Origin of the sequence: Prosthecobacter sp. (genome assembly GCF_044222565.1) — a bacterium.
In the GTDB taxonomy this organism is placed as follows: domain Bacteria; phylum Verrucomicrobiota; class Verrucomicrobiia; order Verrucomicrobiales; family Verrucomicrobiaceae; genus Prosthecobacter.
In genome coordinates this window covers 255,765-274,924 of sequence record NZ_JBGANA010000001.1, presented here as the reverse complement: position 1 = coordinate 274,924, position 19,160 = coordinate 255,765, and the positions used below count along the sequence as shown (strand labels likewise).

The following is a 19,160-nucleotide window of genomic DNA, read 5'->3' as shown; positions in this document are numbered from 1 at the left end:
ATCAAACACACACACATCACCCCATGAAAACATCCGCATGCTTCGCTCTCGGGCTGTTTTTGTTCAGCACCATCGCCGTCGCGCAATCGCCGGTTCAGGAAGTCATCGACAACGCTCTCATCCAGCAGACCAACACCAACACGCAGAGCATCATGAGCATGCTCCAGCAGCAGCTTGATGAAGCGCAGAAGCAGTCGCAGTCGCTCACGGATGTGCTCAACCGCATGGGAGACCCATCCAAGGTCAACCTGCCCGCGCTGCAGGTCCTCAAGGATGACATTGCCAAAGCCGCGCAGGCCTCCGCCGATGGCGTCGCCCGTGAAGATCGCATCCGCGCCACCACCGGCACGGAAGCCTTTGGCGACAATGCTTACGGGCTCGTGCCAGGCGTTGATTCCACTGTCACCTTCAAGGATGGCACCACGGCTGAGCGCGATCCCAGTAAATACAAACTGCAGGCCGCCCTCATGGGAGACATCAATGCGCTGGCAGAGAAATCGAAGGAGGCGGAAGAGCGCATCACCCAGCTTCAGGAGCAGCGCCCCGGCTTGCTGGACCAGCTCAGCGACGCCACCGACCTGGCCACCATCTTGAAAGTGCAGGCTACCCTGAGCACCACTGATGCCGAGATTGCCAGCATCAAGGCTGACGTGATCAAGGGCAAGCTCGACTACGATGTGCTGATGGAAAAGCTCAAGCTGCAGGCTCAGATCGAGGCCAAAGGAAAGGGTGAAGCCCACGACTTGGAGCGCAAGCACAACGCTGAAACTTCCAAGGCCGCCGCCGCTTCCGGCTCCGGAGCTTCTTCCGGTGGTTCCGACTCATCGACGACCAAGCCGTTCAGCAATCTGACCTGGGGCAAAAAGTCGCCTTAGACCGGAGCTGTGTCGTCAATCATCCATCCACCATAAGCTGTCATGAACTTCACGCCCATACTAGCAGACCAGGGATTTGCTGGCGCGTTTGGCCTCATGGACACGTTCTACAACGACCTGCAGAGCACCTGTTCAGACATCTTTGATGTCCTGCAGCTTTTCACTTTCACCCTCGCCTTCCTCGGCTTGCTGACCATCGCCTACAAAGGCATCATGGGTGGCAGTCTGGAGGGGGCTTTTGGGCAGATCGTCACCATGGGGATCGTCTGCGTCATCATGCCATTTTTCCCGGAATGGCTCGTGGAGGATGTGCGGGTTGCCCTCAGCGATGATATGCTCAGCTCTCTCAACATGGACCCCATCGGCTTGTTTGAAAACTTTGGGGACAGCTTCAGCGATCTGGACATCGACACGGATACCAGCGCTCTCACCGCACTCATCGTCGATCCTCTCGCGATCATTGACTACATCGCCAACATCATCGCAGCCTTCTGCATGATCGTGATCGGACTGATCTGTTATGTGATCTTCTTTTTTGCGTATCAGGTGCAGATCATGGCCCTGTATGTGGGGGCGGCGGCATCTCCGATCTTTTTCGGCATGTTTCTTTATGACCAGACTCAGAAGACTGCCGTCAGTTACTTCACCGGGCTCATCGCCGTCTGTTTCTGGCCTTTGGGCTGGGGCATAGGTCTGATGTTGGCGGATGCGCTGCTGACGATCGGCATTGATGTCATCACCCTGATATGCGCCACGCTGAATCTCGCGGGCTTCGGCATCGGGGTGGAGGCCATCGCCATCTTCGTGCTCGTGGTCGCTGTCGCCATCTGGATCATGTTTGTGCTGTTTAAAGCCCCGGGTCTCATCCAGGCGGCCATCACCACCGGCGCACAGATTGGCACCGCTTTTGCGGGGCAGGCAGTCAGCGCGGCCATGGGCGGCATCAGCGCGGGTGGTGCCGTGGCCAGTTCGGTGGTTGGAATGGTTCCGGGGGGCAGCACTGCCTCCTCTGCCATCAGTGGTGCCACGGGTGCTGTCACGGGTGTGGGCAATCAAATAGGCGGCCTCGCTGCCGGCGGTGGTGGCGGAGGAGGAGGCGAAGAATGATATGAAAGGCGTTGTGGACATTTTCATCTCGAAGGAAAAGCTGGCCTTTTTCTGGTTCGTTGCGGCCTGCGCCTGCCTCGGTGTCACCGGCTGGTATACGTACGACGTGGCGGTCACCAGCCGTGGCAGCATGCTCTACGTTCCCATCGAAAAATCCTTCGTCTATCTGGACCGCTCCATGCAGCAGGAGGAGCTCGATGAAGTGGTGGACTATCATGCCCGGCTCTCGCTGGAAACACTTCTCAACCGGGGCAGCAATGGTCCTACCACTCCTGAGCGCCTCAGCCGGCTGTTTGCCGGCGCCGGGATGGATCAGGCCGTGAAAGATGTGCAGGAGTCTCGGTATGATTTCCATATTCGCAAAATCCATCAGGTCCTCGTGCTCGGCCAGATCCGCGTCCAGCACTTCCCCACGGGCGAGGCCGAAACGCTCGCCCAGGGGCAGCTTGTGAGGGTGAGCATTGATCCGGCTTCCAACGAAGCCATCACCCAGTCGTTTGTCGTTACCGCCCGGCAGAGCTGGGGGCGCAATCAGAACCTGCGCGACAGCCGGCGCTTCCCGTTTGTCTGCACCAACATCGAGTACTCCATTCGTCCCCTCTCCAGCTCCGAGTAATCCCACAGCAAACCATGTCTGAAAAGAAAGAGAAAAAGCGCAGCGCCATCGACACCCTGGTCATCAGGGATCGCACCGCCGTCTTTTGGTTTCTCGTGGCCTGTGTGGTGGGTTCTGCCTGTGCCGGCTACATCATCCTCATGTCCGAGGCCTTGCGCCAGCGCCCGCCGTTTGTCGTCATGGACACCGCCGGCGCCTATTATGTGCCGCCCGGCAATGTGTACAAGGAGAACAAGCCCATGCACATCCACCTTGCCGGAGTGCTGGCCGAAACCATGCTGGAGCGCAACCCCGAGGGCCTCGTCTTTGACAGCCGCCTCAACAAACTGTGCTGGGAAAACGAAAAGCACGAGACCCCGGGCTTGGATGAGATTCGGCGGCAGGTGAGGACGGAGGAGAAGTACTTCATGAGCCAGAAGGTGAAACAGACGGCGGAGGTCGAGAAGACGGAGATCGCCAAGGCCAGCAACACCGAGGTCGCCACCATCACCACCGGTCTCGTTCACCGGCGCAGCTTTTTCAGTGGCAAGGAGAAGAACGAAATTTACAGCTTCAAGCTCGTCGTCGTCTGGCATCAGAATCTTCGAATCATCTCCAACAAGGGCTTCCCCTCTCAGGTGAAAACTCTGGTAAAACTGACCCTGGAGCCCATCAGCGAATCATGAACTCACGCTCCTCCAGCTTCTTTTGGCTGTTTTTCGGCTGCTTCCTCTCAGCAGCCTTCTCACTGTCCGCCCAGGTACGGGCTGGTCGTGAGCTGGTGCGTCTTGATCCCAAAAATCTCGTTCATGACATTGCCATCAATGGCAATGTCGCCACCACCATCACCTTCCCGGAAAAGATCAGCCTGCTCACCGGTTTCGGTCTTGTGACCGATCCCGCTCAGGTCACACAAATCACCAACTCCAAGGTGGCCATCGTGCATTATGAAAATGTGGTCGGGGACACGCTCGTGGTCCGCCTTGTCAAACCTGGAGAACCCTGCCATGCCACCGTGCGCACGCCCCGCAGCATCTACCTCCTCCGCTTCACTCCGGCGGACGAGGCCAATCTCGCGGTCATCGTCTCCCCGCCTGTCTCGACCAATGCCGCCACGGAAGTGACTCCGGAAAAGGTGGTGGAGTCACGCATCGAGTACAATGCGGAAGAGCTTGTGGGCATGCTCAGCAAGGTGCGCAACCGCAAGGCGCTGCAGCCGCTCAATCCCGGCCTCTTCACCGGCTGGCAGGAGCGCAATGGCCTGATGATGACCTCCACGCAGAAGGAGCTGATCGCCACGATCTATGAAATCCAGCGCAATCCCGCCAAGGATCTCACCGTCTTCCGCTGCTGGCTGACCAACAACGGCCTCAAGCCCTATGAATTTGAACCCTCTGGCGTGAAGGTCCGCGTGGGCGCCAGAAGCTATGACACCCAGCTGGTGGACTGCGCCAATACCGTCGGGCCGGGCATGCGCGTGGCCATGGACGTGGTGCTGCAGGGCGGCCCGGGTGGCAGCCGGGAAGGGCTTTCAATCAATCAGGACTTCCGCATCGAGATGCCCGGTGCCGGGCGCAATCTCCTCCTGCTGCCTCCGCTCACCAGCAACGACGCCGCTGAGCTCGACGCCACCATTGACGGCAAGTAACTCCTCACCTTCACACCCGCCATGATGCAGCAACTTCAAAAACCCGCCGTGCAGATGCTGCTGCTCGTCGTGGTGGTGGCCATTGCCGGTGCAGCCTTCTATTTGAGCAAGCAGCCAGCGGCCTCCGTCAACAAGCAGCCGGACGTCAAGAATGCCAAGACAGGAGAGGTCAAGCCTGCCCCTGAGGCGTCGCTCGTCGCGGAATCGAAGACGGTGAATCTCGGCGAGAAGCGCACCGCCATGATGGGCAGTGTCCAGCAGGTCGATCCCTTCGTGGTCCCCACCAAAAAACCGCCGCCTCCCAGCATGCTGTCCACCAGCTCCTCTTCCGCGAAGAAGAAAACGGACAAGCCGCCGCCTTTTCCCAAGCTTGTGCACGTCAGCAATTCCGTGTCGGAGCCCTTTGTGCCCACCGCTCCCAAGCTCTTTGCCCCGCGGGGCATCCTGATCAAGGCGGCCCTGGTCATCACCGTGGACTCCTCCTCCATCCAGACACCCGTGGTCGGACTGGTCACGGAAGACGTTTACTGGAACAAGCAGCTCGTGCTTCCCGCCGGCACACAGGTGCATGCCCAGGCCAGCAAAGGCCGCATCCGCGACCGCATTGAGGTGAAAGGCGCCTTCACCTTCATCTGGGACGATGGCCGCGAGTACACCATCAATGGAGTCGCGTTGGACCACCAGCGCCTCGCTGACGATTCGTATGCCATCACTGACGGATCCGCCGGTGTCCGCGGCAACATCATTCAGAACGACCAATACGCCCAGGTGAAGATCCTCATTGCGGAGGCTTTGCAGGGCATCATGAACAACAACCGCCAGCAGTTCCAAAGCATCTATGGCCTCGTGCCGCAGAACAACACGCGCAATGCCGCTCTCGGTGGTGGTGCGCAGGCCGCCTCCGCCTACTCCGGCATGCTGACCAAGCAGCTCTCCCAGGACCTCGATTTTGTCCGCGTGGGCGCGGGCACCCAGTTCTACATCTACACTACGGATGTATTTGAGCCGGAGATGGCCAGCATCGCCGGACTGCGGCAGAAAAGCCAGCCCGTGTCGAGCTGGCAGCTTGCCGAGGAAACCTATGCACGTGCTCAGGCGGAGAACGCCAGCGCCTCGCAGCAGAATGCCACGGCCGCCGCTGAAGCCGAGAAAAACCGCAAGCAGGCGGAGGCCGCCGCCCAGGTCCAGCAGGTGCGCGCGATCATTGCCCCCGCCGCATCCGCGGCTGACAGCGCCACTGACGATTCCGCAACTACCACTCCCAGCAGCAATCCATGAACCGCAAGATCCTCGAAGCCAGCCTGCCCTTCGCCATTTTGATTTTTTGCGCCTTCCTTTCGTCGTGCAAATCAAAGAGCGTCGCCCTTCCGAGCGATCCCCTGGCGTTTCCCACGCCGGAGCAGGAGCCGGCCTACCTTCCCACCTATTCCAAAAACGTCCTGGCCGGATGGCCCAAAGGGCGGTCACTTGATCGCTACGACGCCTCCCGTGTCCGTCTTGATGAGCAGGTGCATTCGTATCATCTCGGCCGTCTGCCCAGCAAGGACCGCCGGGAGATGCACGAGGCCCACACCGTTTACCGTCTGGAGCAGAGCGGACGCTGGGACACCCGCCTGCCCGCCACACCCATGGACTCAAGGGGTGTCGTGCTCGGCGTCGTCGATCCCGCCCGCAAGGATGTCCCCGACGACACCATCATCAAGCAGGAGCGGGAAGCTCTCGCCGCCAAGGCCGTGGCACTGCGCAAATCCATGGCGGATCTCGAGGCCCTCAGCGCTCAGCTGATGAAAAAGAAATCCGATTTTGAAGAGGCCACCAAGGATGCGGAGGACATCAAGGACCGCCTCGAAAAAGCCACGCAGGATCGCAACGTTCTCGACGCCAAACTCAAGCAGGCCGAATCTCGCATTGAAGAGCTCCAGGAAGCCGAGCGTCTGCGCATCGGCAGTTCAAACCAGGGCCTCTTCCAGAAGAAGAAATAGCACATCATGTCTCCTTCCGTCGATCTTGCCCACATCCAGGCACTTTCCAGTTTCCTCGAAGAGCGCATCATCGGGCAGGGGCATGTCATCCCCAAGGTCGTGCCCATCGTTCAGAATGGCGAGCTCGGCTTGAGCGATCCCGGCCGTCCCAAAGGCACCTTTCTCTTCCTCGGCCCGACCGGCGTTGGCAAAACCGAAACCACACTCCTGCTATGCGAGCACATCTATGGCGACGTGCAGAAGCACTGCGTCCGCCTCGACATGTCCGAGTATCAGAATCAGGAGTCATTGCAGCTCCTGCTCGGCCAGAATGAAAACAGCCGCGGCAACATCGGCCGCTTTTACGATCGCGCCGAAGGGCGGGGCTTCATTCTCTTCGACGAAATCGAAAAGGCCCATCCACGCGTGCTCGACATCTTTCTGCAGGTGCTGGATGCAGGCCGCATCACCGTGGCCAATGGAGAGACCCTCAATCTCTGCAACTTTTACATCGTAGCCACCTCCAACATTGGAGCGGATGCGCTGATGGAGCTGAAGAACAGCCCCATGGCCACCGTGGAGCGCTTCATTGAAGATCTCGCTGCGGCGGAGCTGCGGCCCGAAGTGCTGGCCCGCTTCAACGTGCGCTGTGTGTTTCAAAAACTCGGCTACGACTCGCAAAAGCGCATCGCCACCATCATGCTCAACAAGGAGCTCAAGCTCCTCAAGTCCAAGGGCTACAATCTGACCGCCGGCAAAGGCGTGCTCGAGATCATGGTGGCCAACGGAGTCGAGCCGCGGCTCGGCGTGCGGCGCATGCGCAGCACTGTGGAAACCTTTTGTCGTGAAGCATTGCGCAATGCGCTGCTGAGCGGACAGCAAACCAACGGCACCCTTGTCGCCCAGCATGGTCACCTGGTCATCCATTCGTGAACACTACCGCCTGCATCGCAGCGAGGTGCGGCGCTACGCCTTCGCCCTGCTGTTCATGTCTGGCGCGCTTTACACCGGGCGCTCCGGAGCCGCCGCACTCGGCTTTCTCGCCATCCCGGTCCTGTATGCCTACCATCGCTGGGGCGAGCCCTGGCGCCTGCGCGGAGAACAAATGATGAATTCCAAACGCAAGTCATGAAGCAGCTGCTCCTCCTCCTTCTCTGCGCCATGGTTCTGGCTGGCTGCTCCACGCCAAAGCCCGCCTATCTCAACGATGACGATGTCCTGCCCGTGGGCACCAGCGTTCATTTCTGGATTGATCACGACAAACACGGCTGGGTCCAGTCCAACATCTACATCAAGATGCTCCCTCGTGAAATGACCGGGAGGGAAGTGCGCATGTGGGCCGAAGGCGTGGGCAAGCGAGATGCAGGCATGCGCTGGACCCATTACTACGTCATCGCCCATGTGCCTCCGGGCCAGCCCATCGGCCCGGTCCTCGTCTCGCGCGTTTACACTGTGGGCAAGCAGCCCGTTGACATCTCTCCTTAAACTCTCAACCACGAACAATTTATGCCTGAAGAACAAGAAGAACCAGGAATGGGCGAGTCCCTCGGACAGGGCGTCGGCTCCATGGTGGGCGGGACCGCCGGAAGAGCCGTGGGCACTGCTGGCGGCAAGGCCGTCGGCGGCGCTGTCGGTGGTGCCGTTGGGTCTGTCATTCCCGTCGTCGGCAATGCCGTGGGTTCCGCCGTTGGCCAGCAGGTCGGTGGTCAGGTGGGCGGGCAGATCGGTAATCAAGTGGGTTCCCAAATAGGCGGCCAGGTGGGCGGTGCCGTTGGCGGTGCAGGGGACCAGGCGATGGATGGCATCGTCGGTGGCATTGGCGGCGCTGGCGGAGACTCCGGCGGCCCTGGCAACATCCTCAGCAGTGTCAGCGGCATGGGCGGCGGCGGTGCAGGCGGCGGCATCGCCAGCCTTGCGGGTGGTCTTGGTGGTGGCGGAGGTGGTGGCGATATGCTTGGCAGTGTCACCAGTCTCGCTGGCGGCCTTGGTGGTGGCGGCGGTGCAGGCGGCGGCATCGCCAGTCTTGCTGGTGGTCTTGGCGGTGGTGGTGGCGCGGGCGGTATGCTCAGCAGCGTCACGAGCCTGGCCGGCGGTGGAGGCGGCGGTGGTGTGGCCAGCGTCATGGGCGGCCTTGGCGGTGGCATCGGTGGCGAAGGGGAGGAGCCCGGCATGGCCGAAGGAATTGGAGAAGGCATCGGTTCCGGCATTGGCGGCGCCGTGGGTCAGGCGGGCGGGCAGGCTGTTGGCCGCGCCGCCGGGGGAGCCATTGGCGGTGCGGTCGGCAGTGTCATCCCAGTGGTGGGAAATGCCGTCGGCGCCAGCATTGGCCAGCAGGTCGGTGGTCAAGTCGGCGGCCAGGTAGGCAATCAGATCGGTTCCCAAGTCGGAGGTCAGATCGGCGGCAGCATGGGCAAAGGTGTCGACCAAGGCATCAAAACCGTGCGTATGTCCCTTGCTGAAGAAGGCTACAAACTCGGCGGCGGCATGGGAATGGGCATGGGGATGGGCAAAGGCATGAAGATGTAGGCCGCGGTTCCAGACAAAGAAAATATCACCTATTCTTGGCACACCTGGTTTCTGACCGGCTAACTCCACGCATGAGCCAGTCATCTCAGCCGAGTGTTTCCGACCTTGCCGGCGGCGCAGCCTCCGCCATTGGCGGTGTGGCTGGCGGCGTCATCGGCAGTTCCATCGGCGGTTCGGCAGGTGGAGCAGCCGCAGGAGCCATCGGCACCGTTGTCGGCACGATCGCGCCTGGCGTGGGCAATGTGATCGGTGGCACTGCCGGAACTGCCGTGGGTACCACGGTGGGCGCTGCGGTCGGCGGCATGGTTGGCAGCAAGATCGGTTCGGTCGGCGGGGAGATCGTCGGCAAAGTCGCGGTCAAGGCTGGCGAAAAAGCCCTCGATATGGGAGCCTCCGCTGTGGGGAAGGTCGCGCCCTCCGTCCGTGACGCGCTCGGCTCTGTCCTCGGTGCCAAAACCGCCTCCTCCAGCAGCAAACTCAAAGTTTAAATTCATCCCCCCTTCTATTTATCATGCCTGAAGACACCGAGAAAAAAGAGGGCCCGGCCATGGGCGCCCACCGTCAGCCCCAGGCCGCGGCACCGCAGCAGGAACCCCAGCAGCCCGCTCCGCAGGCCTGGGTCCCCGCAAAGCCCAATCAGGAAGCTCCTGCCGCAGCGCAGCAACAGCCCGCCGCTCCTGCACAGGCCGCATGGACACCCGCCAAGCCCAGCCAGATGGCTGCCGCCGCAGGAGGAGACGCCGCCGCTGAGGTCGGTGGTGTGGCCGAGGAGGCCGGTGGAGTCGCCGCCAAGGTAGCCGAGGTCGCCGCACCAGCCGTCCCCGGTGGCAATGTTGTCAACGGCACCACCACCACGGAGGTCAAAAAAGAACTCACTGCCAAGGAAAAACTCGAAGCCGGCATGCAGGGCATCCTTTCCGGCGCTGGCGGCTCCAAGGAAGGCAAGTTGATCGGTGAAGCCGTCGGTGCAGGCATTCAGAAACTCTTCGGTCAGGGCGATAAAGGAACTCAAGGCCCCAAGCAGGGCCAGCCAGGCCAGCCCGCTCAGGCTGCGGCCAAGGTGGGCAAAGAAGAAGGCGGCCCCGTCATCGGCGGTCATCGCCAGCAGGGGGCTGCGAAGCCGGAGACTCCTGAAGCCGCCGGTGGCCTCGATGTCGGTGGCAGCATCGGCAAAAAAGTCGGCGGTATGATCGGCTCCGCCATCGGTGGTGATCAGGGAAAAACCGTCGGTCAGATGCTTGGCAAAGTCGCTGGCAATCTCGCCGGACAGGCCGCCAATCTCGCGGCCGATCACGCACGCGGTATTGGTGGCGGCATCGGCAGCGCCATCGGCAGTGCCATCGGCGGAGAAAAAGGTGCCGCCGTGGGCAAGGATATCGGCAAAGGCATCGGCTCCGGCGTCAAAAGCGTTCGCGATGCCCTTGCCAGCGCTGGCGTGGAGCTCGGCCCAAAGCAGGCTCCCGCCAAGCAGAGCCATGGCGTGAAATAACATGCCTACCCCTCCCAAAAGGATCGACCTCAGCCGTGACCTCGATCACGATGGTGATGTCGATCTCGCAGACGATCGCTCCCGCGATCTCGACCACGATGGCGTCATCGACAGCGCCGACGAAGAGGAGGCCGATCTTGACCGCGACCACGATATCGACGCCACGGATCGCTCTCTGGCCGCGAAGAAATCCGTCGGTGAAGCTCTCGGCATGACCAAGGCAGGGAAGGGGAGTCAGTCCCAGTCTCAGTCTCAGGCACAGCAGCAAAGCACAGCTCCCAAAATCAAGTAGCCCAGTTGCGCCGCAACTGGGCCTGTAGGCCTGTCACCTCAGCCTCAGCGGTTCGCAAGATCCACCAGCTTGTCATTCATGTCTCGCAGACGCTTTGAGAGACAGGTGGTGATTCGGCTGAGCAGGCGGTAAGCCACTTTCGGATTGGCGCTGTGCAGGCTGTCGAGGCTGTCACGCTTGATGAGCCAGACCTCGGCTTCCGATCCCGCACGCACCGTGGCGCTGGCTGGACCGGGATCAAAGATGCTCACCTCTCCCATCGAATCTCCAGCCTCCAGCGTGGCCACCACTTGGTCGTTGCCATCGACTTCCTGCAGCACTTCGAGTTTGCCCTTCAGCACCAGGTACAGGTGGTCGTTGTCATTTCCCTGACTGATGACGACGTCATCTTTTTGGTAGGAGCGCGAGTCGCCAAAGCTGGAGAGCAGGCTCAGTTCGTTGGCTTTGAAGTTGGCAAGAAGTGGGGTCAGGGATGGCATGGTTGGGGGGGGAAGTTGGTTTGGTGCGGGATACGTTTTACGCCGGTGTTGCGACGCCCCGATGCGGGTTCCAAGAGCATCTAGCCGAGCTTCAGAGCGGGTATGCTTTCCGCCCATTTAGCCAGCCTGCCCGGCATCATCATCACCACCGGCTTTGAGACCGTGGCGATGATGTCCGCCGCGTTCAAAACATCGGCATCAGTGCTGGGAATGCATGACATGGTTGGAGAGATCCGGGGGTGAATCACAAAGCAGGAGAGGTTCCATGCTTCAAGTTTTCAGTTTGCTGCCGACAGATTTCGCGGCATCCCGCAGGCCACTGTTAACGACTTGACCGACCTTGCTGCGGTCCATTTGCTTCAGGCCGGGGAATTCCTTTTTCAATGCGTCCATCCCTTCGAGCGCCGCTGCCTTTTTGTCGGGGTTTCCGAGGTCTTGCTGGAATGCTTTGTATTGCGCCTGGGTGGCATTGTCCACTTCGCTGAGCTTCTGCTCCCCGCCTTTGCGCTCCAGCCTGTCAGCCACTGAATTCTTCGCAGTGGTGGCCGCGCCCTTCAGGGCGTCGCGCACGCTGGCAAACGTGGATTTTTTCACGTCCCGCCCTCGTGCGTTGGCACCATCGACTCCCGGGCCTTGGGCGGCCACCTCAGGTCCTGGCGGGTTCTGCTCAGGGGCAATTCCCGCAACCTCAACTTCCGGCTGTTCATTGAGATTGTCATCGAGCTGGATCTCAGCCTGCGGCTCGTTGATCTCAAGCACCTCGGCTTCCTTCTTTTCGATCTTGGCCTTCGGTGCTTTCGCCTTGAAACCTTCGGCAGCCTGGATGCCGGCTTGGTTCTGCGGCTGCGCTGCCTGCACTGGCACCTGCACCCGAGGCACGGCCAGACGTGCCTGTTCGGCCAGCGCGGGCTTCAAGGGCGCGGCGGCCACATCCAACGCCTTGCTGAGGTTCTGCTGCTCTGTCTTGATCTTCTGCAAGGTCTCCTGGCGGGCCTGCTGGATCTTGTCGAAGGCCTTCTCAACTGGTGCGGCCTGCCCCGTCGTCCTGGCCTCATTCAACTGCCTGGCCGCGGCAGTCATTTCGGCATTCAGTCCCTCCAATTGATTCTCCAGATTCAGGAGGCGGTCCTGACTGTCAAAGATCATCGCGACAAGATCTTTGTCCTGGATCTGGTTCGGGTTGGCGGCGAAGTCCTTGCGCGCGTCTCCCACCATGGCCTGATAGGCGGCCAGTCTGGCGTCTGGCGGCCTCTGCATGGGCACATCGTCTTTCTTGATGGCAATGCGCGTATCTCCCAGCGCGATGGATTTCTTCTGCTCCAGAACCGCCGTGGCCAGGTAGGAGGTGCGTGGCTTCGTGTGGTCCATGCCCTTTTCCTGCTGCCGCGCCATCGCCTGGTTGAAGGTGTCCTTGCTGAATTCTTCCACCACGCGGCCTTCCTTGCGCATGGTCTTGATCTCCGCCTGGAGCTCTTGGAGACGTTGAACAGCGCCCTCGATGGCCTCTGGCTCCAACGGTGCCACACCATTAGGGGGCTGGATGGACTGGAGCGCGGTGCGCAAGGCCTCGGGAGTAAGCGCCTCGATCTTGTCCGCCGTGTCAGAGTGCAGAAACTGCGGCGCCCCTTGGACAGCCTTTCCATTCAGGCCGTGGGAACCCACCATCTGCTCACGATCGATGGTGGGGAATGCCATGTCGTTGTCGATGCCCGACACCTGCCCGGTGTGGGGATCGACGAATATATTCCCTGAGTGGCGGTCGATCTGGCCGGTGATGTAATCCTGGGCCTGGAGATCGTACAGCCCCTTCTGCACCGTTGGATTTTCATAATTGATGTCGAGAAAGCTCTCCTTGTCCTCAGCGGTGGCACCACGCACCAGGATGGAAGATCCTGGCACCCCGACACTGATGCCCACGTTCCGCCCGTTCTCGTCGATGCCGAACTTCTCCTTGGCCATGGCATTCATGCCCAGCGCCTCATCCACCACCGAGGTGGCCACGGAACGGGTAAGCAACGATGAGATCTCCCCGCCGAGGGCGGCTTGTTTTGCTCTAAAGGTCGGCGCTGCATCCACGGCCTTCGTGGTGCCATAGAGCGCGGCGACGTTGTCCAGGGAGCCACCCTCAAGGCCTTGAGTGAATTCGACATCATTGCGGTTCGCGCCGTCTTCCTTCATTCTTGCCGACTTGCTGCCGATCTGGGTTTTGGCAAAGGCGAGCGAAGCTCCCTGCTCATTCAACGCCACTTGCGCGTCCACCTTGAAGGTTTGGCTTGCCTGGGTACGCTCCATCCGCGGATCTTTGACCTCGCCCTGACGGCGGTTCACGCCCTCACCAAGCTGATAGGTGGTGCGCGGCTCGAACTCATTTCCGGGGCCGTTCGCCCGCATCTGGGCATGCTTGTCAGACGTGATCTGCGCCCTTGTCTGGTGCAGAGCCTCGTTCGCCTTTTCGATCTCCTTCAGCAGGTGATTGCGTTCCCCCTCCACACCGCCGTGGCGGATGTTGCGCAGATTGGCGACCACGCCGCTCTTGTTCTCCAGCTTCTCAAGACGCTGGTTGAGGTCGGCCAGACGCAGCGGGAGCTCCTGGACGGCCCGCGCAGTAGCCAGGATCTTGGGATCCACACCTTTCACCGTCTTCAGCCCCTTCGCCTGGCTGAGGGTTTCGGCATCTATGTCCACCCGGGAAAGATCACTTTTGCTCAGGTCCAGTCCACGGATGTTCGTTCCACTGAGGTCCATGCGGGCTTCCTGATCAAGACCGGAGAGCAAGGCTAGCTGCTCTTCCACAGCATTTGCGTCAAAGCCTTGTGCAGCGGCAAACTCAGCCCCCACCCTGGCAACCTGCTGGATCCTCTGCACTTTGAACTCGAAAGCCTGCTGTTCAAAGGCCTTAACCTGCTGCCGGAGCTGATCAATGGTCTGCTCAATGCCTGCATCTTTGAGTACTTCGCCTGACTCTGCCTGAACCGCTTTCTGCAGCGCCTCATAATTGTCTCGCAAGAGACCAACCTTTGGTCCCAAATCCTTCCCTGGAATGTCTCGGATGTTCATCTCCGCCACAAGAAGTTCACTGGAATCGGGCGCATAGTTGATGGACTTCATCCATTCTCCGACGGCGTTCTCAAGATATTCGCGGCTGGCAGGCACGATGACTTCCGGTGCACCTGTGGCCTTGTTGGCTCTCTTCGACCCTGGACCGCGGTCCGAGGTGATGTTCATGAGGCGATCGATCCCCAGCTTACCCGTGGGATCCGTCTGGTTGATTGCAGGGTTCGCGCGTCCGTAATCGAACATGTCCTTCAGTTGCTGGTCACTCATCAGACTGAGGTCCGGCTTCTGGCCGCGAGTGTCAAAAAGTTGGATCGCGTCGGCCTTGCGGATGCGGTCCACATGTTTCGCGGGCTCCTGCGAAAGTGTTTGAGCGAGATCTTGCAGGGTTTTGAGCGTATTTTGCTGCTCTTCGGACAATGGCATGGTGTTGGAGGGGGGCTAAAGTGAAACAGCTAAGAAAATCCGGGCTTGGGCATTTCCATCTGCCAGTGGTTTCCCCGGCACCAGCGCGGACGGCAGCCTGCGGAGGACTGGGGAAAAGGGCTTGGCAGAAAATGACATGACGAATGGGCTCCTCAACGGACCACGGTTGAATAGCCGCCTCATGACGATCCGTGACAAAATGAGCGGCGTGCCTGCAGTATTCGACCGGATTTCCCTGGGCTGGACGCACGGTGCCGCATCGGCTCCTCACGGTCGGCACCCACCCCACTTTTGCAGTTCAGCGAAGTCAGAAAAGACGAGCCATAAAAGGCCGCGCGAAGCCTACTTCCACCAGTCCGGAATCTTCCCGGCGCCATCCATCGCCGGAATGCGCAGCCGGATCTTCTTCTTGCTCGGGTGGACGATCCACGCAGTCGCGTCCGGCATCTTCATCAGCTCTCCCGGCTGCACTTCATAGTCCCATTCTTTGTTCACGGTCTTGCTGCTGTCCTTGCCCAGGAAGCCGGACGACTTGGAAACCTTCTTCTTCTCCACCTTCGCGATGAACTCCGCCACCGCCTGCGCTCCCTCGGGATCCGGCTGGCGGAAGGCAATGCGAGAGCGGCAGTTCAGTGTGAGCACCTGCGCTGTTTCCTTGCCCAGCACCGGGAAGAGGGAGGCATCGCTCTGCATTCCCAAGATCAGGCAGCAGTTCGCCGCACGCAGACGGTCGATCACATTGTGGTCGGAAATACCATCCTCGCTCGCGGTGGCCAGCGCCTGAAACTCATCCATCAGCGCGATGAGCAGGTTCTCCGTTTTGCGCTCCTTCTTGGGCTTGTCGAAGCGCATCATTGCATGGGTGTAGAACAGCAGCTTGATGTAGGTGTTGATGTAGCGGCGCTCGGTCTGGAAAGTTTGCGGCATGGCCGTGCAGAAGACACGGCCTTTGTCCACATCCTGAATGTCGATCGTGTTTGGCAGGTCGGAGCAGAACACTTCGGCGATGTCCGGATGGGTGAAAAAGCCCAGCATGACTTTCAGAGTGCCCACCAGACCTTCCTTCTGCTCGGCCGCCTGGGCATTGAGAAAGGTCTGATCGAAGTACTTCGCCAGCTTGATGCGTTCCGGTGTGCTCTCTGCATCCAGCAGTTCATTGAACAGCGCCTCCATGTTTGACTTGTCCGTGAGGAACTCGTAAGCGCGCAGCACGTTCACCGGCTTTCCAAGGCTTTCCAGCAGTTCAAACGCGCAGGTCAGCGCCTGCTGCGCCGCGGGTTTGAAGAAAGAGGACTGCTCCCCTTCGGTCAGAGACGCTCCTGTATCGACGAGATTCTTGGCATGAGTAGTGTAGGGCAGCCTGCCGTCAGACACCAGATTGTAGCGTTCTTTTGGCTGCCACTTGCGGTCCAGCCGGTCCGGACGCACCGCCAGCACGCACACCGCCTCCGGCCGCCCATGTCCCGTGAAATGCTCCAGCGCAAAGAAGTGCTCGTCACCCTTGGCGCCGAGAATGAGCCCTCCCCAGTTGGGCCGCGAGACGGAGATCTGGTGCAGCAGCGGATTGAAGCCGGAGGTCGTCTTGCCCACCCCCGTGTCACCCGTGATCAACCAGTGGCGCGTAAACTCCCCGGGCAGCCACTTCAGGTTCTTGTACTGCACGATGTAGTCCTTCTTCGAAAAATCTGGCTGCCATTTCAGCAGCACCATCGCTCCCAGCACGCACACAAACGCCACTCCTCCCGTGGTCTCGTTGATGCTGTCATACTGAAAAACATACCAGATGCCAAAGGTGGCAATGCCGACGGCGACGAGGAATTTGAGGAAGGAAAACATGCGGAGATAAACTCTGTCCCGTCAACTAGCCGAATCCTTGAGCACTGTGACGTCCTTTTCCTGATCGTCACAGTCTGGCAGGCGCTGGCTATTTCGGTCCATGGAAACCACCGTCCCAACTACCGCTGCCGTCGCGCCCCGCAGGCGCCCTCTCCTTGTGTTCATGATTTTTATCTTTGCCGCAGGCTGCCTGTTCCTGCTCTACCTGCTGTGGACGCCCCCGCTCAAGACCACCCGGGTCAGCGACCCCCCTGTCAGCCAGCCGCCTGCGCCTGAGCACTCGCGTGGAGATTATTCCGAAGCTTCGGTCATGCGCGACCAGTGCCGCAAGATCATCAGCGCATTGCGCGATTTCCACACACACCAGCACGGCTTTCCATTGCCCGCGGGCACCGCACCAGATGAAAAAACGGCCTTTCCCATCGACAACGCCATGGTGGCCGCCGTCAGCGGCGCGGATGCAGGGCTGAATTCTGCCCAGGTCAACTATTTCAAAACATGGGAACTCTCTCCAAAAACTCTGCTCGAACTCAAGGCCGGGCGCTTCTTCGTCAGCTTTGATTTCAACGGTGATGGCCGCATCCCCAGCCCCGTCGCTCCGGACAAAAACGTCCAGCAGGACGTGCTCGTCTGGCATGCTGGAAAGGACGGCGATCCAACCACCTGGGGGGACAATGTCTTTGCCTGGACGGCCGAGTAGGTGGCTGCAGCCCGTCGGCGGACCGAAATCAGGTCTGGGGCTGGCTGAAAACGCGCACTTTTGAATGCTGGTAAAATGGGGGGATCCCGTGAATCCTCCAACAAAACCGCGCACTTTGCGGTCTGAGCAGCGAGCACACAGTAAAAAAGTTAAATGACACCCCGGCTCTCACAGATAAAATAGCGTCTCGCTCTATCTTCACCCATGGACACTCCCCCTTCCAGCAGCAAGGCGCCAACTGCGGCTGATGATATTGATCAAACGATCAAAGTCCGCACTCCGGTCGCCGGTGCCACCTACTTCAACCGCTACCGCCTGACCCGCATCCTCGGACGTGGCGGCATGGGAGTGGTGTGGCTGGCGGATGACTTGAAGCTCGAGCGTCCTGTCGCTTTGAAATTTCTCCCCAGCCTGATCGGTCTTGATCCGACGGCGGTCAAAGAGCTCAAAATCGAAACCCGCCGCGGTCTCGAACTTTCCCATCCCAACATCGTCCGTATTTATGATTTCGTGGACGATGAAGACGAGGCCGCAATCTCCATGGAGTTTGTCGATGGAAAAACGCTCTCCGAGCTGCGTGCCGAGACGGACCACGGAGTCTTCACCGCCGAGCAGGTGGCCAAGTGGCTGCCCGGGGTGTGCGATGCTCTCGATTACGCGCACTTCCAGCGGAAGGTGGTGCATCGCGACCTCAAGCCTTCCAACATCATGGCCATGAGCAATGATGCCTCCGCCAAGATCGCTGATTTCGGCATCGCCCGCAGCATTTCAGACACCATGCAGCGGCTGTCGTTTTCTCAGCTCAGCGTCAGCGGCACGCTGCCTTACATGAGTCCCCAGCAGGCCATGGGGGAGCGTCCCGCCCCCACCGATGACGTTTACTCTCTGGGCGCCACCATCTACGAGCTGCTTTCCGGCAAGCCCCCTTTCTACCGGGGAGACATTCCTTCCCAGCTCACCTCAAAAATTCCGTCCAGCATGATCGAGCGCCGCGAGGAGCTGGAGATCAAGGCCAGTGACGCCATCCCAAAAGAATGGGAGGCCGTCATCGCCGCCTGCCTCCACAAAGATCCGGGCCTTCGTCCGCCCAGCGCCGGCAAGCTTCTGGAACTCCTTGGGCTGAGATCGGGATCCCTTTCGGACACCAACGCCACGACGCAGACATTCATCAAGTCCAAGTCCAAGCCTTCGGTCCAAAGCCGGAGTCACACCCCGGTGTATGCCGCTGCTGCGGTGGCGGTGCTGGCTGCCGGAGCCGCATTTTATTTCAAATTCACCACGCCGGGAGCTGCACCTTCTCCTCCTCCGGGCAGACCCGTAGCCGGAAACTCGCCTGCTCCGGCCGAAGCACCGCCACCGCCGATGCGTGGCCCGGCTGTAACTCCGCCTGCGACTCCCGCAGCGGCCGTGGCTACCGCAGCGAAGCCTCCGCCGCCTGTGTCTCAGCCTCCGCCGGCAAATTCGACACCCGCAGCTCCGGAGGCAGTGCCCGCCGCTCCCGCACCTGCCGCTCCGGCGATGGTTGCTTCCGTGGCACCTGGTCCCACATCCACGCCTGCAGGTTCAGGTGCAGCAGTTCCGGTTCTTCCGGGAACTCCTCCTGCTCCTGCGGCTCCAGTGGCCATGCCCGCTGCGCCTGCAACTGTTCCAGGTGCTTCAGTGCTAGGAGCACCTCCAGCATCCACGCACGGTCTTTCTCCAGCTTTGGCGGCTTCACTGCCGCCTGGTGCCATGGTCCAGCCGCCTGTCTCGGAACCTCCCCAGGGCTTCTGGCCCCTGGCCGTCATTTTCCCCACTCCTCCCCAGGCCTCCTACTCTGAAAGCGGCCGGCGCCATCTGCTTTATGATGTCCAGGGTTTGCTCAAGGAGAAATCCATCTACAACTCCACTCAAGATGGGAAAGAAGGTAAAGGCACCCACAACGCCATCATCCTTTATCAGGCCAAAAACGGCCTCGTCCCCAATGGCCTGCTCGATGGCCCCACTCTCGCCTCCATGTCTTTGATCGACAAACCAGATGATCCCCAGTGGAAGCCGCCTTCCTCCGGTGGTGGCGGCAGTGGCTCGCCTGGTTTCCGCAGGAGGCCGCAGTCTCAGGAAGAGCCCAACTTGTTTCAGCGTGCGGGCAAATCCATCGGCCGATTCTTCAATCGGGATTGAGCTGATGACTCA

At 60.3% G+C, this 19,160-nt stretch carries 20 protein-coding genes; 16 read left to right on the top strand and 4 right to left on the bottom strand.

Going from position 1 to position 19,160, the window contains the following annotated elements:
* Window positions 1-23 precede the first annotated feature (23 nt).
* The 14 genes from ACILSR_RS01055 to ACILSR_RS00990 all read left to right on the top strand — a co-directional run bounded on the left by ACILSR_RS01055 (window position 24) and on the right by ACILSR_RS00990 (window position 10,493).
* A complete protein-coding gene (locus ACILSR_RS01055) occupies window positions 24-875 on the top strand; it encodes a hypothetical protein (protein WP_395747865.1) in 852 nt (283 codons plus the stop codon).
* Between the two features lie 42 nt (window positions 876-917).
* Window positions 918-1,982 carry a hypothetical protein gene (locus ACILSR_RS01050; RefSeq protein WP_395747864.1) on the top strand — a complete coding sequence of 355 codons (1,065 nt, stop codon included), beginning with the start codon at window positions 918-920 and terminating at the stop codon, window positions 1,980-1,982.
* A gap of 1 nt (window position 1,983) precedes the next feature.
* Entirely contained in the window at window positions 1,984-2,598 is a 615-nt protein-coding gene (locus ACILSR_RS01045; protein WP_395747863.1) for a hypothetical protein, read from the top strand.
* A 14-nt stretch (window positions 2,599-2,612) separates the two neighbouring features.
* The gene (locus ACILSR_RS01040; protein ID WP_395747862.1) at window positions 2,613-3,263 is read left to right on the top strand and encodes a hypothetical protein; all 651 of its coding nucleotides are present in this window, start codon (window positions 2,613-2,615) and stop codon (window positions 3,261-3,263) included.
* Window positions 3,260-4,225 (top strand): hypothetical protein, encoded by a 966-nt coding sequence (locus ACILSR_RS01035; protein WP_395747861.1) that lies wholly within the window; start codon window positions 3,260-3,262, stop codon window positions 4,223-4,225. The genes ACILSR_RS01040 and ACILSR_RS01035 overlap by 4 nt, the downstream gene beginning before the upstream one ends.
* 21 nt (window positions 4,226-4,246) lie before the next feature.
* Complete coding sequence (locus ACILSR_RS01030; protein ID WP_395747860.1) at window positions 4,247-5,503, top strand: TrbI/VirB10 family protein; 1,257 nt, start codon at window positions 4,247-4,249, stop codon at window positions 5,501-5,503.
* Entirely contained in the window at window positions 5,500-6,207 is a 708-nt protein-coding gene (locus tag ACILSR_RS01025; RefSeq protein ID WP_395747859.1) for a hypothetical protein, read from the top strand. Before ACILSR_RS01030 ends, ACILSR_RS01025 begins: the two co-directional genes overlap by 4 nt.
* A gap of 6 nt (window positions 6,208-6,213) precedes the next feature.
* Window positions 6,214-7,119: an AAA family ATPase gene (locus tag ACILSR_RS01020; RefSeq protein ID WP_395747858.1), complete on the top strand. Its 906-nt coding sequence runs from the start codon at window positions 6,214-6,216 to the stop codon at window positions 7,117-7,119.
* On the top strand, window positions 7,094-7,318 hold the full coding sequence (locus ACILSR_RS01015; RefSeq protein WP_395747857.1) for a hypothetical protein: 225 nt from the start codon (window positions 7,094-7,096) through the stop codon (window positions 7,316-7,318). The genes ACILSR_RS01020 and ACILSR_RS01015 overlap by 26 nt, the downstream gene beginning before the upstream one ends.
* Entirely contained in the window at window positions 7,315-7,671 is a 357-nt protein-coding gene (locus ACILSR_RS01010) for a hypothetical protein (RefSeq protein ID WP_395747856.1), read from the top strand. Before ACILSR_RS01015 ends, ACILSR_RS01010 begins: the two co-directional genes overlap by 4 nt.
* A 21-nt stretch (window positions 7,672-7,692) precedes the next feature.
* The gene (locus ACILSR_RS01005; RefSeq protein ID WP_395747855.1) at window positions 7,693-8,712 is read left to right on the top strand and encodes a hypothetical protein; all 1,020 of its coding nucleotides are present in this window, start codon (window positions 7,693-7,695) and stop codon (window positions 8,710-8,712) included.
* Between the two features lie 71 nt (window positions 8,713-8,783).
* Window positions 8,784-9,200: a hypothetical protein gene (locus ACILSR_RS01000; RefSeq protein ID WP_395747854.1), complete on the top strand. Its 417-nt coding sequence runs from the start codon at window positions 8,784-8,786 to the stop codon at window positions 9,198-9,200.
* 23 nt (window positions 9,201-9,223) lie between these two features.
* Window positions 9,224-10,201 carry a hypothetical protein gene (locus tag ACILSR_RS00995; protein WP_395747853.1) on the top strand — a complete coding sequence of 326 codons (978 nt, stop codon included), beginning with the start codon at window positions 9,224-9,226 and terminating at the stop codon, window positions 10,199-10,201.
* 1 nt (window position 10,202) lies between these two features.
* Window positions 10,203-10,493: a hypothetical protein gene (locus ACILSR_RS00990; protein WP_395747852.1), complete on the top strand. Its 291-nt coding sequence runs from the start codon at window positions 10,203-10,205 to the stop codon at window positions 10,491-10,493.
* 44 nt (window positions 10,494-10,537) lie between these two features.
* On the opposite strand, the gene ACILSR_RS00985 is transcribed toward ACILSR_RS00990, so the two are convergent.
* The 4 genes from ACILSR_RS00985 to ACILSR_RS00970 all read right to left on the bottom strand — a co-directional run bounded on the left by ACILSR_RS00985 (window position 10,538) and on the right by ACILSR_RS00970 (window position 16,288).
* A complete protein-coding gene (locus ACILSR_RS00985; RefSeq protein ID WP_395747851.1) occupies window positions 10,538-10,972 on the bottom strand; it encodes a Crp/Fnr family transcriptional regulator in 435 nt (144 codons plus the stop codon).
* A gap of 80 nt (window positions 10,973-11,052) precedes the next feature.
* A complete protein-coding gene (locus tag ACILSR_RS00980; RefSeq protein ID WP_395747850.1) occupies window positions 11,053-11,193 on the bottom strand; it encodes a hypothetical protein in 141 nt (46 codons plus the stop codon).
* Between the two features lie 49 nt (window positions 11,194-11,242).
* Window positions 11,243-14,452, bottom strand: a complete 3,210-nt coding sequence (locus tag ACILSR_RS00975; RefSeq protein WP_395747849.1) for a hypothetical protein — start codon at window positions 14,450-14,452, stop codon at window positions 11,243-11,245.
* A 342-nt stretch (window positions 14,453-14,794) separates the two neighbouring features.
* Window positions 14,795-16,288 carry a type IV secretory system conjugative DNA transfer family protein gene (locus tag ACILSR_RS00970; RefSeq protein WP_395747848.1) on the bottom strand — a complete coding sequence of 498 codons (1,494 nt, stop codon included), beginning with the start codon at window positions 16,286-16,288 and terminating at the stop codon, window positions 14,795-14,797.
* 163 nt (window positions 16,289-16,451) lie between these two features.
* On the opposite strand from ACILSR_RS00970, the gene ACILSR_RS00965 reads away from it, so the two are divergent.
* Both ACILSR_RS00965 and ACILSR_RS00960 read left to right on the top strand, forming a co-directional pair.
* Window positions 16,452-16,988, top strand: coding sequence for a hypothetical protein (locus tag ACILSR_RS00965; RefSeq protein WP_395747847.1), 537 nt, complete (start codon window positions 16,452-16,454; stop codon window positions 16,986-16,988).
* 204 nt (window positions 16,989-17,192) lie between these two features.
* A complete protein-coding gene (locus tag ACILSR_RS00960; protein WP_395747846.1) occupies window positions 17,193-19,148 on the top strand; it encodes a serine/threonine-protein kinase in 1,956 nt (651 codons plus the stop codon).
* Window positions 19,149-19,160: the final 12 nt, after the last annotated feature.

Coding starts and splice junctions, on each gene's coding strand:
- ACILSR_RS01055 (WP_395747865.1), top strand. CDS start 24: ATGAAAACATCCGCATGCTTCGCTCTCGGGCTGTTTTTGTTCAGCACC.
- ACILSR_RS01050 (WP_395747864.1), top strand. CDS start 918: ATGAACTTCACGCCCATACTAGCAGACCAGGGATTTGCTGGCGCGTTT.
- ACILSR_RS01045 (WP_395747863.1), top strand. CDS start 1,984: ATGAAAGGCGTTGTGGACATTTTCATCTCGAAGGAAAAGCTGGCCTTT.
- ACILSR_RS01040 (WP_395747862.1), top strand. CDS start 2,613: ATGTCTGAAAAGAAAGAGAAAAAGCGCAGCGCCATCGACACCCTGGTC.
- ACILSR_RS01035 (WP_395747861.1), top strand. CDS start 3,260: ATGAACTCACGCTCCTCCAGCTTCTTTTGGCTGTTTTTCGGCTGCTTC.
- ACILSR_RS01030 (WP_395747860.1), top strand. CDS start 4,247: ATGATGCAGCAACTTCAAAAACCCGCCGTGCAGATGCTGCTGCTCGTC.
- ACILSR_RS01025 (WP_395747859.1), top strand. CDS start 5,500: ATGAACCGCAAGATCCTCGAAGCCAGCCTGCCCTTCGCCATTTTGATT.
- ACILSR_RS01020 (WP_395747858.1), top strand. CDS start 6,214: ATGTCTCCTTCCGTCGATCTTGCCCACATCCAGGCACTTTCCAGTTTC.
- ACILSR_RS01015 (WP_395747857.1), top strand. CDS start 7,094: ATGGTCACCTGGTCATCCATTCGTGAACACTACCGCCTGCATCGCAGC.
- ACILSR_RS01010 (WP_395747856.1), top strand. CDS start 7,315: ATGAAGCAGCTGCTCCTCCTCCTTCTCTGCGCCATGGTTCTGGCTGGC.
- ACILSR_RS01005 (WP_395747855.1), top strand. CDS start 7,693: ATGCCTGAAGAACAAGAAGAACCAGGAATGGGCGAGTCCCTCGGACAG.
- ACILSR_RS01000 (WP_395747854.1), top strand. CDS start 8,784: ATGAGCCAGTCATCTCAGCCGAGTGTTTCCGACCTTGCCGGCGGCGCA.
- ACILSR_RS00995 (WP_395747853.1), top strand. CDS start 9,224: ATGCCTGAAGACACCGAGAAAAAAGAGGGCCCGGCCATGGGCGCCCAC.
- ACILSR_RS00990 (WP_395747852.1), top strand. CDS start 10,203: ATGCCTACCCCTCCCAAAAGGATCGACCTCAGCCGTGACCTCGATCAC.
- ACILSR_RS00985 (WP_395747851.1), bottom strand. CDS start 10,972: ATGCCATCCCTGACCCCACTTCTTGCCAACTTCAAAGCCAACGAACTG.
- ACILSR_RS00980 (WP_395747850.1), bottom strand. CDS start 11,193: ATGTCATGCATTCCCAGCACTGATGCCGATGTTTTGAACGCGGCGGAC.
- ACILSR_RS00975 (WP_395747849.1), bottom strand. CDS start 14,452: ATGCCATTGTCCGAAGAGCAGCAAAATACGCTCAAAACCCTGCAAGAT.
- ACILSR_RS00970 (WP_395747848.1), bottom strand. CDS start 16,288: ATGTTTTCCTTCCTCAAATTCCTCGTCGCCGTCGGCATTGCCACCTTT.
- ACILSR_RS00965 (WP_395747847.1), top strand. CDS start 16,452: ATGATTTTTATCTTTGCCGCAGGCTGCCTGTTCCTGCTCTACCTGCTG.
- ACILSR_RS00960 (WP_395747846.1), top strand. CDS start 17,193: ATGGACACTCCCCCTTCCAGCAGCAAGGCGCCAACTGCGGCTGATGAT.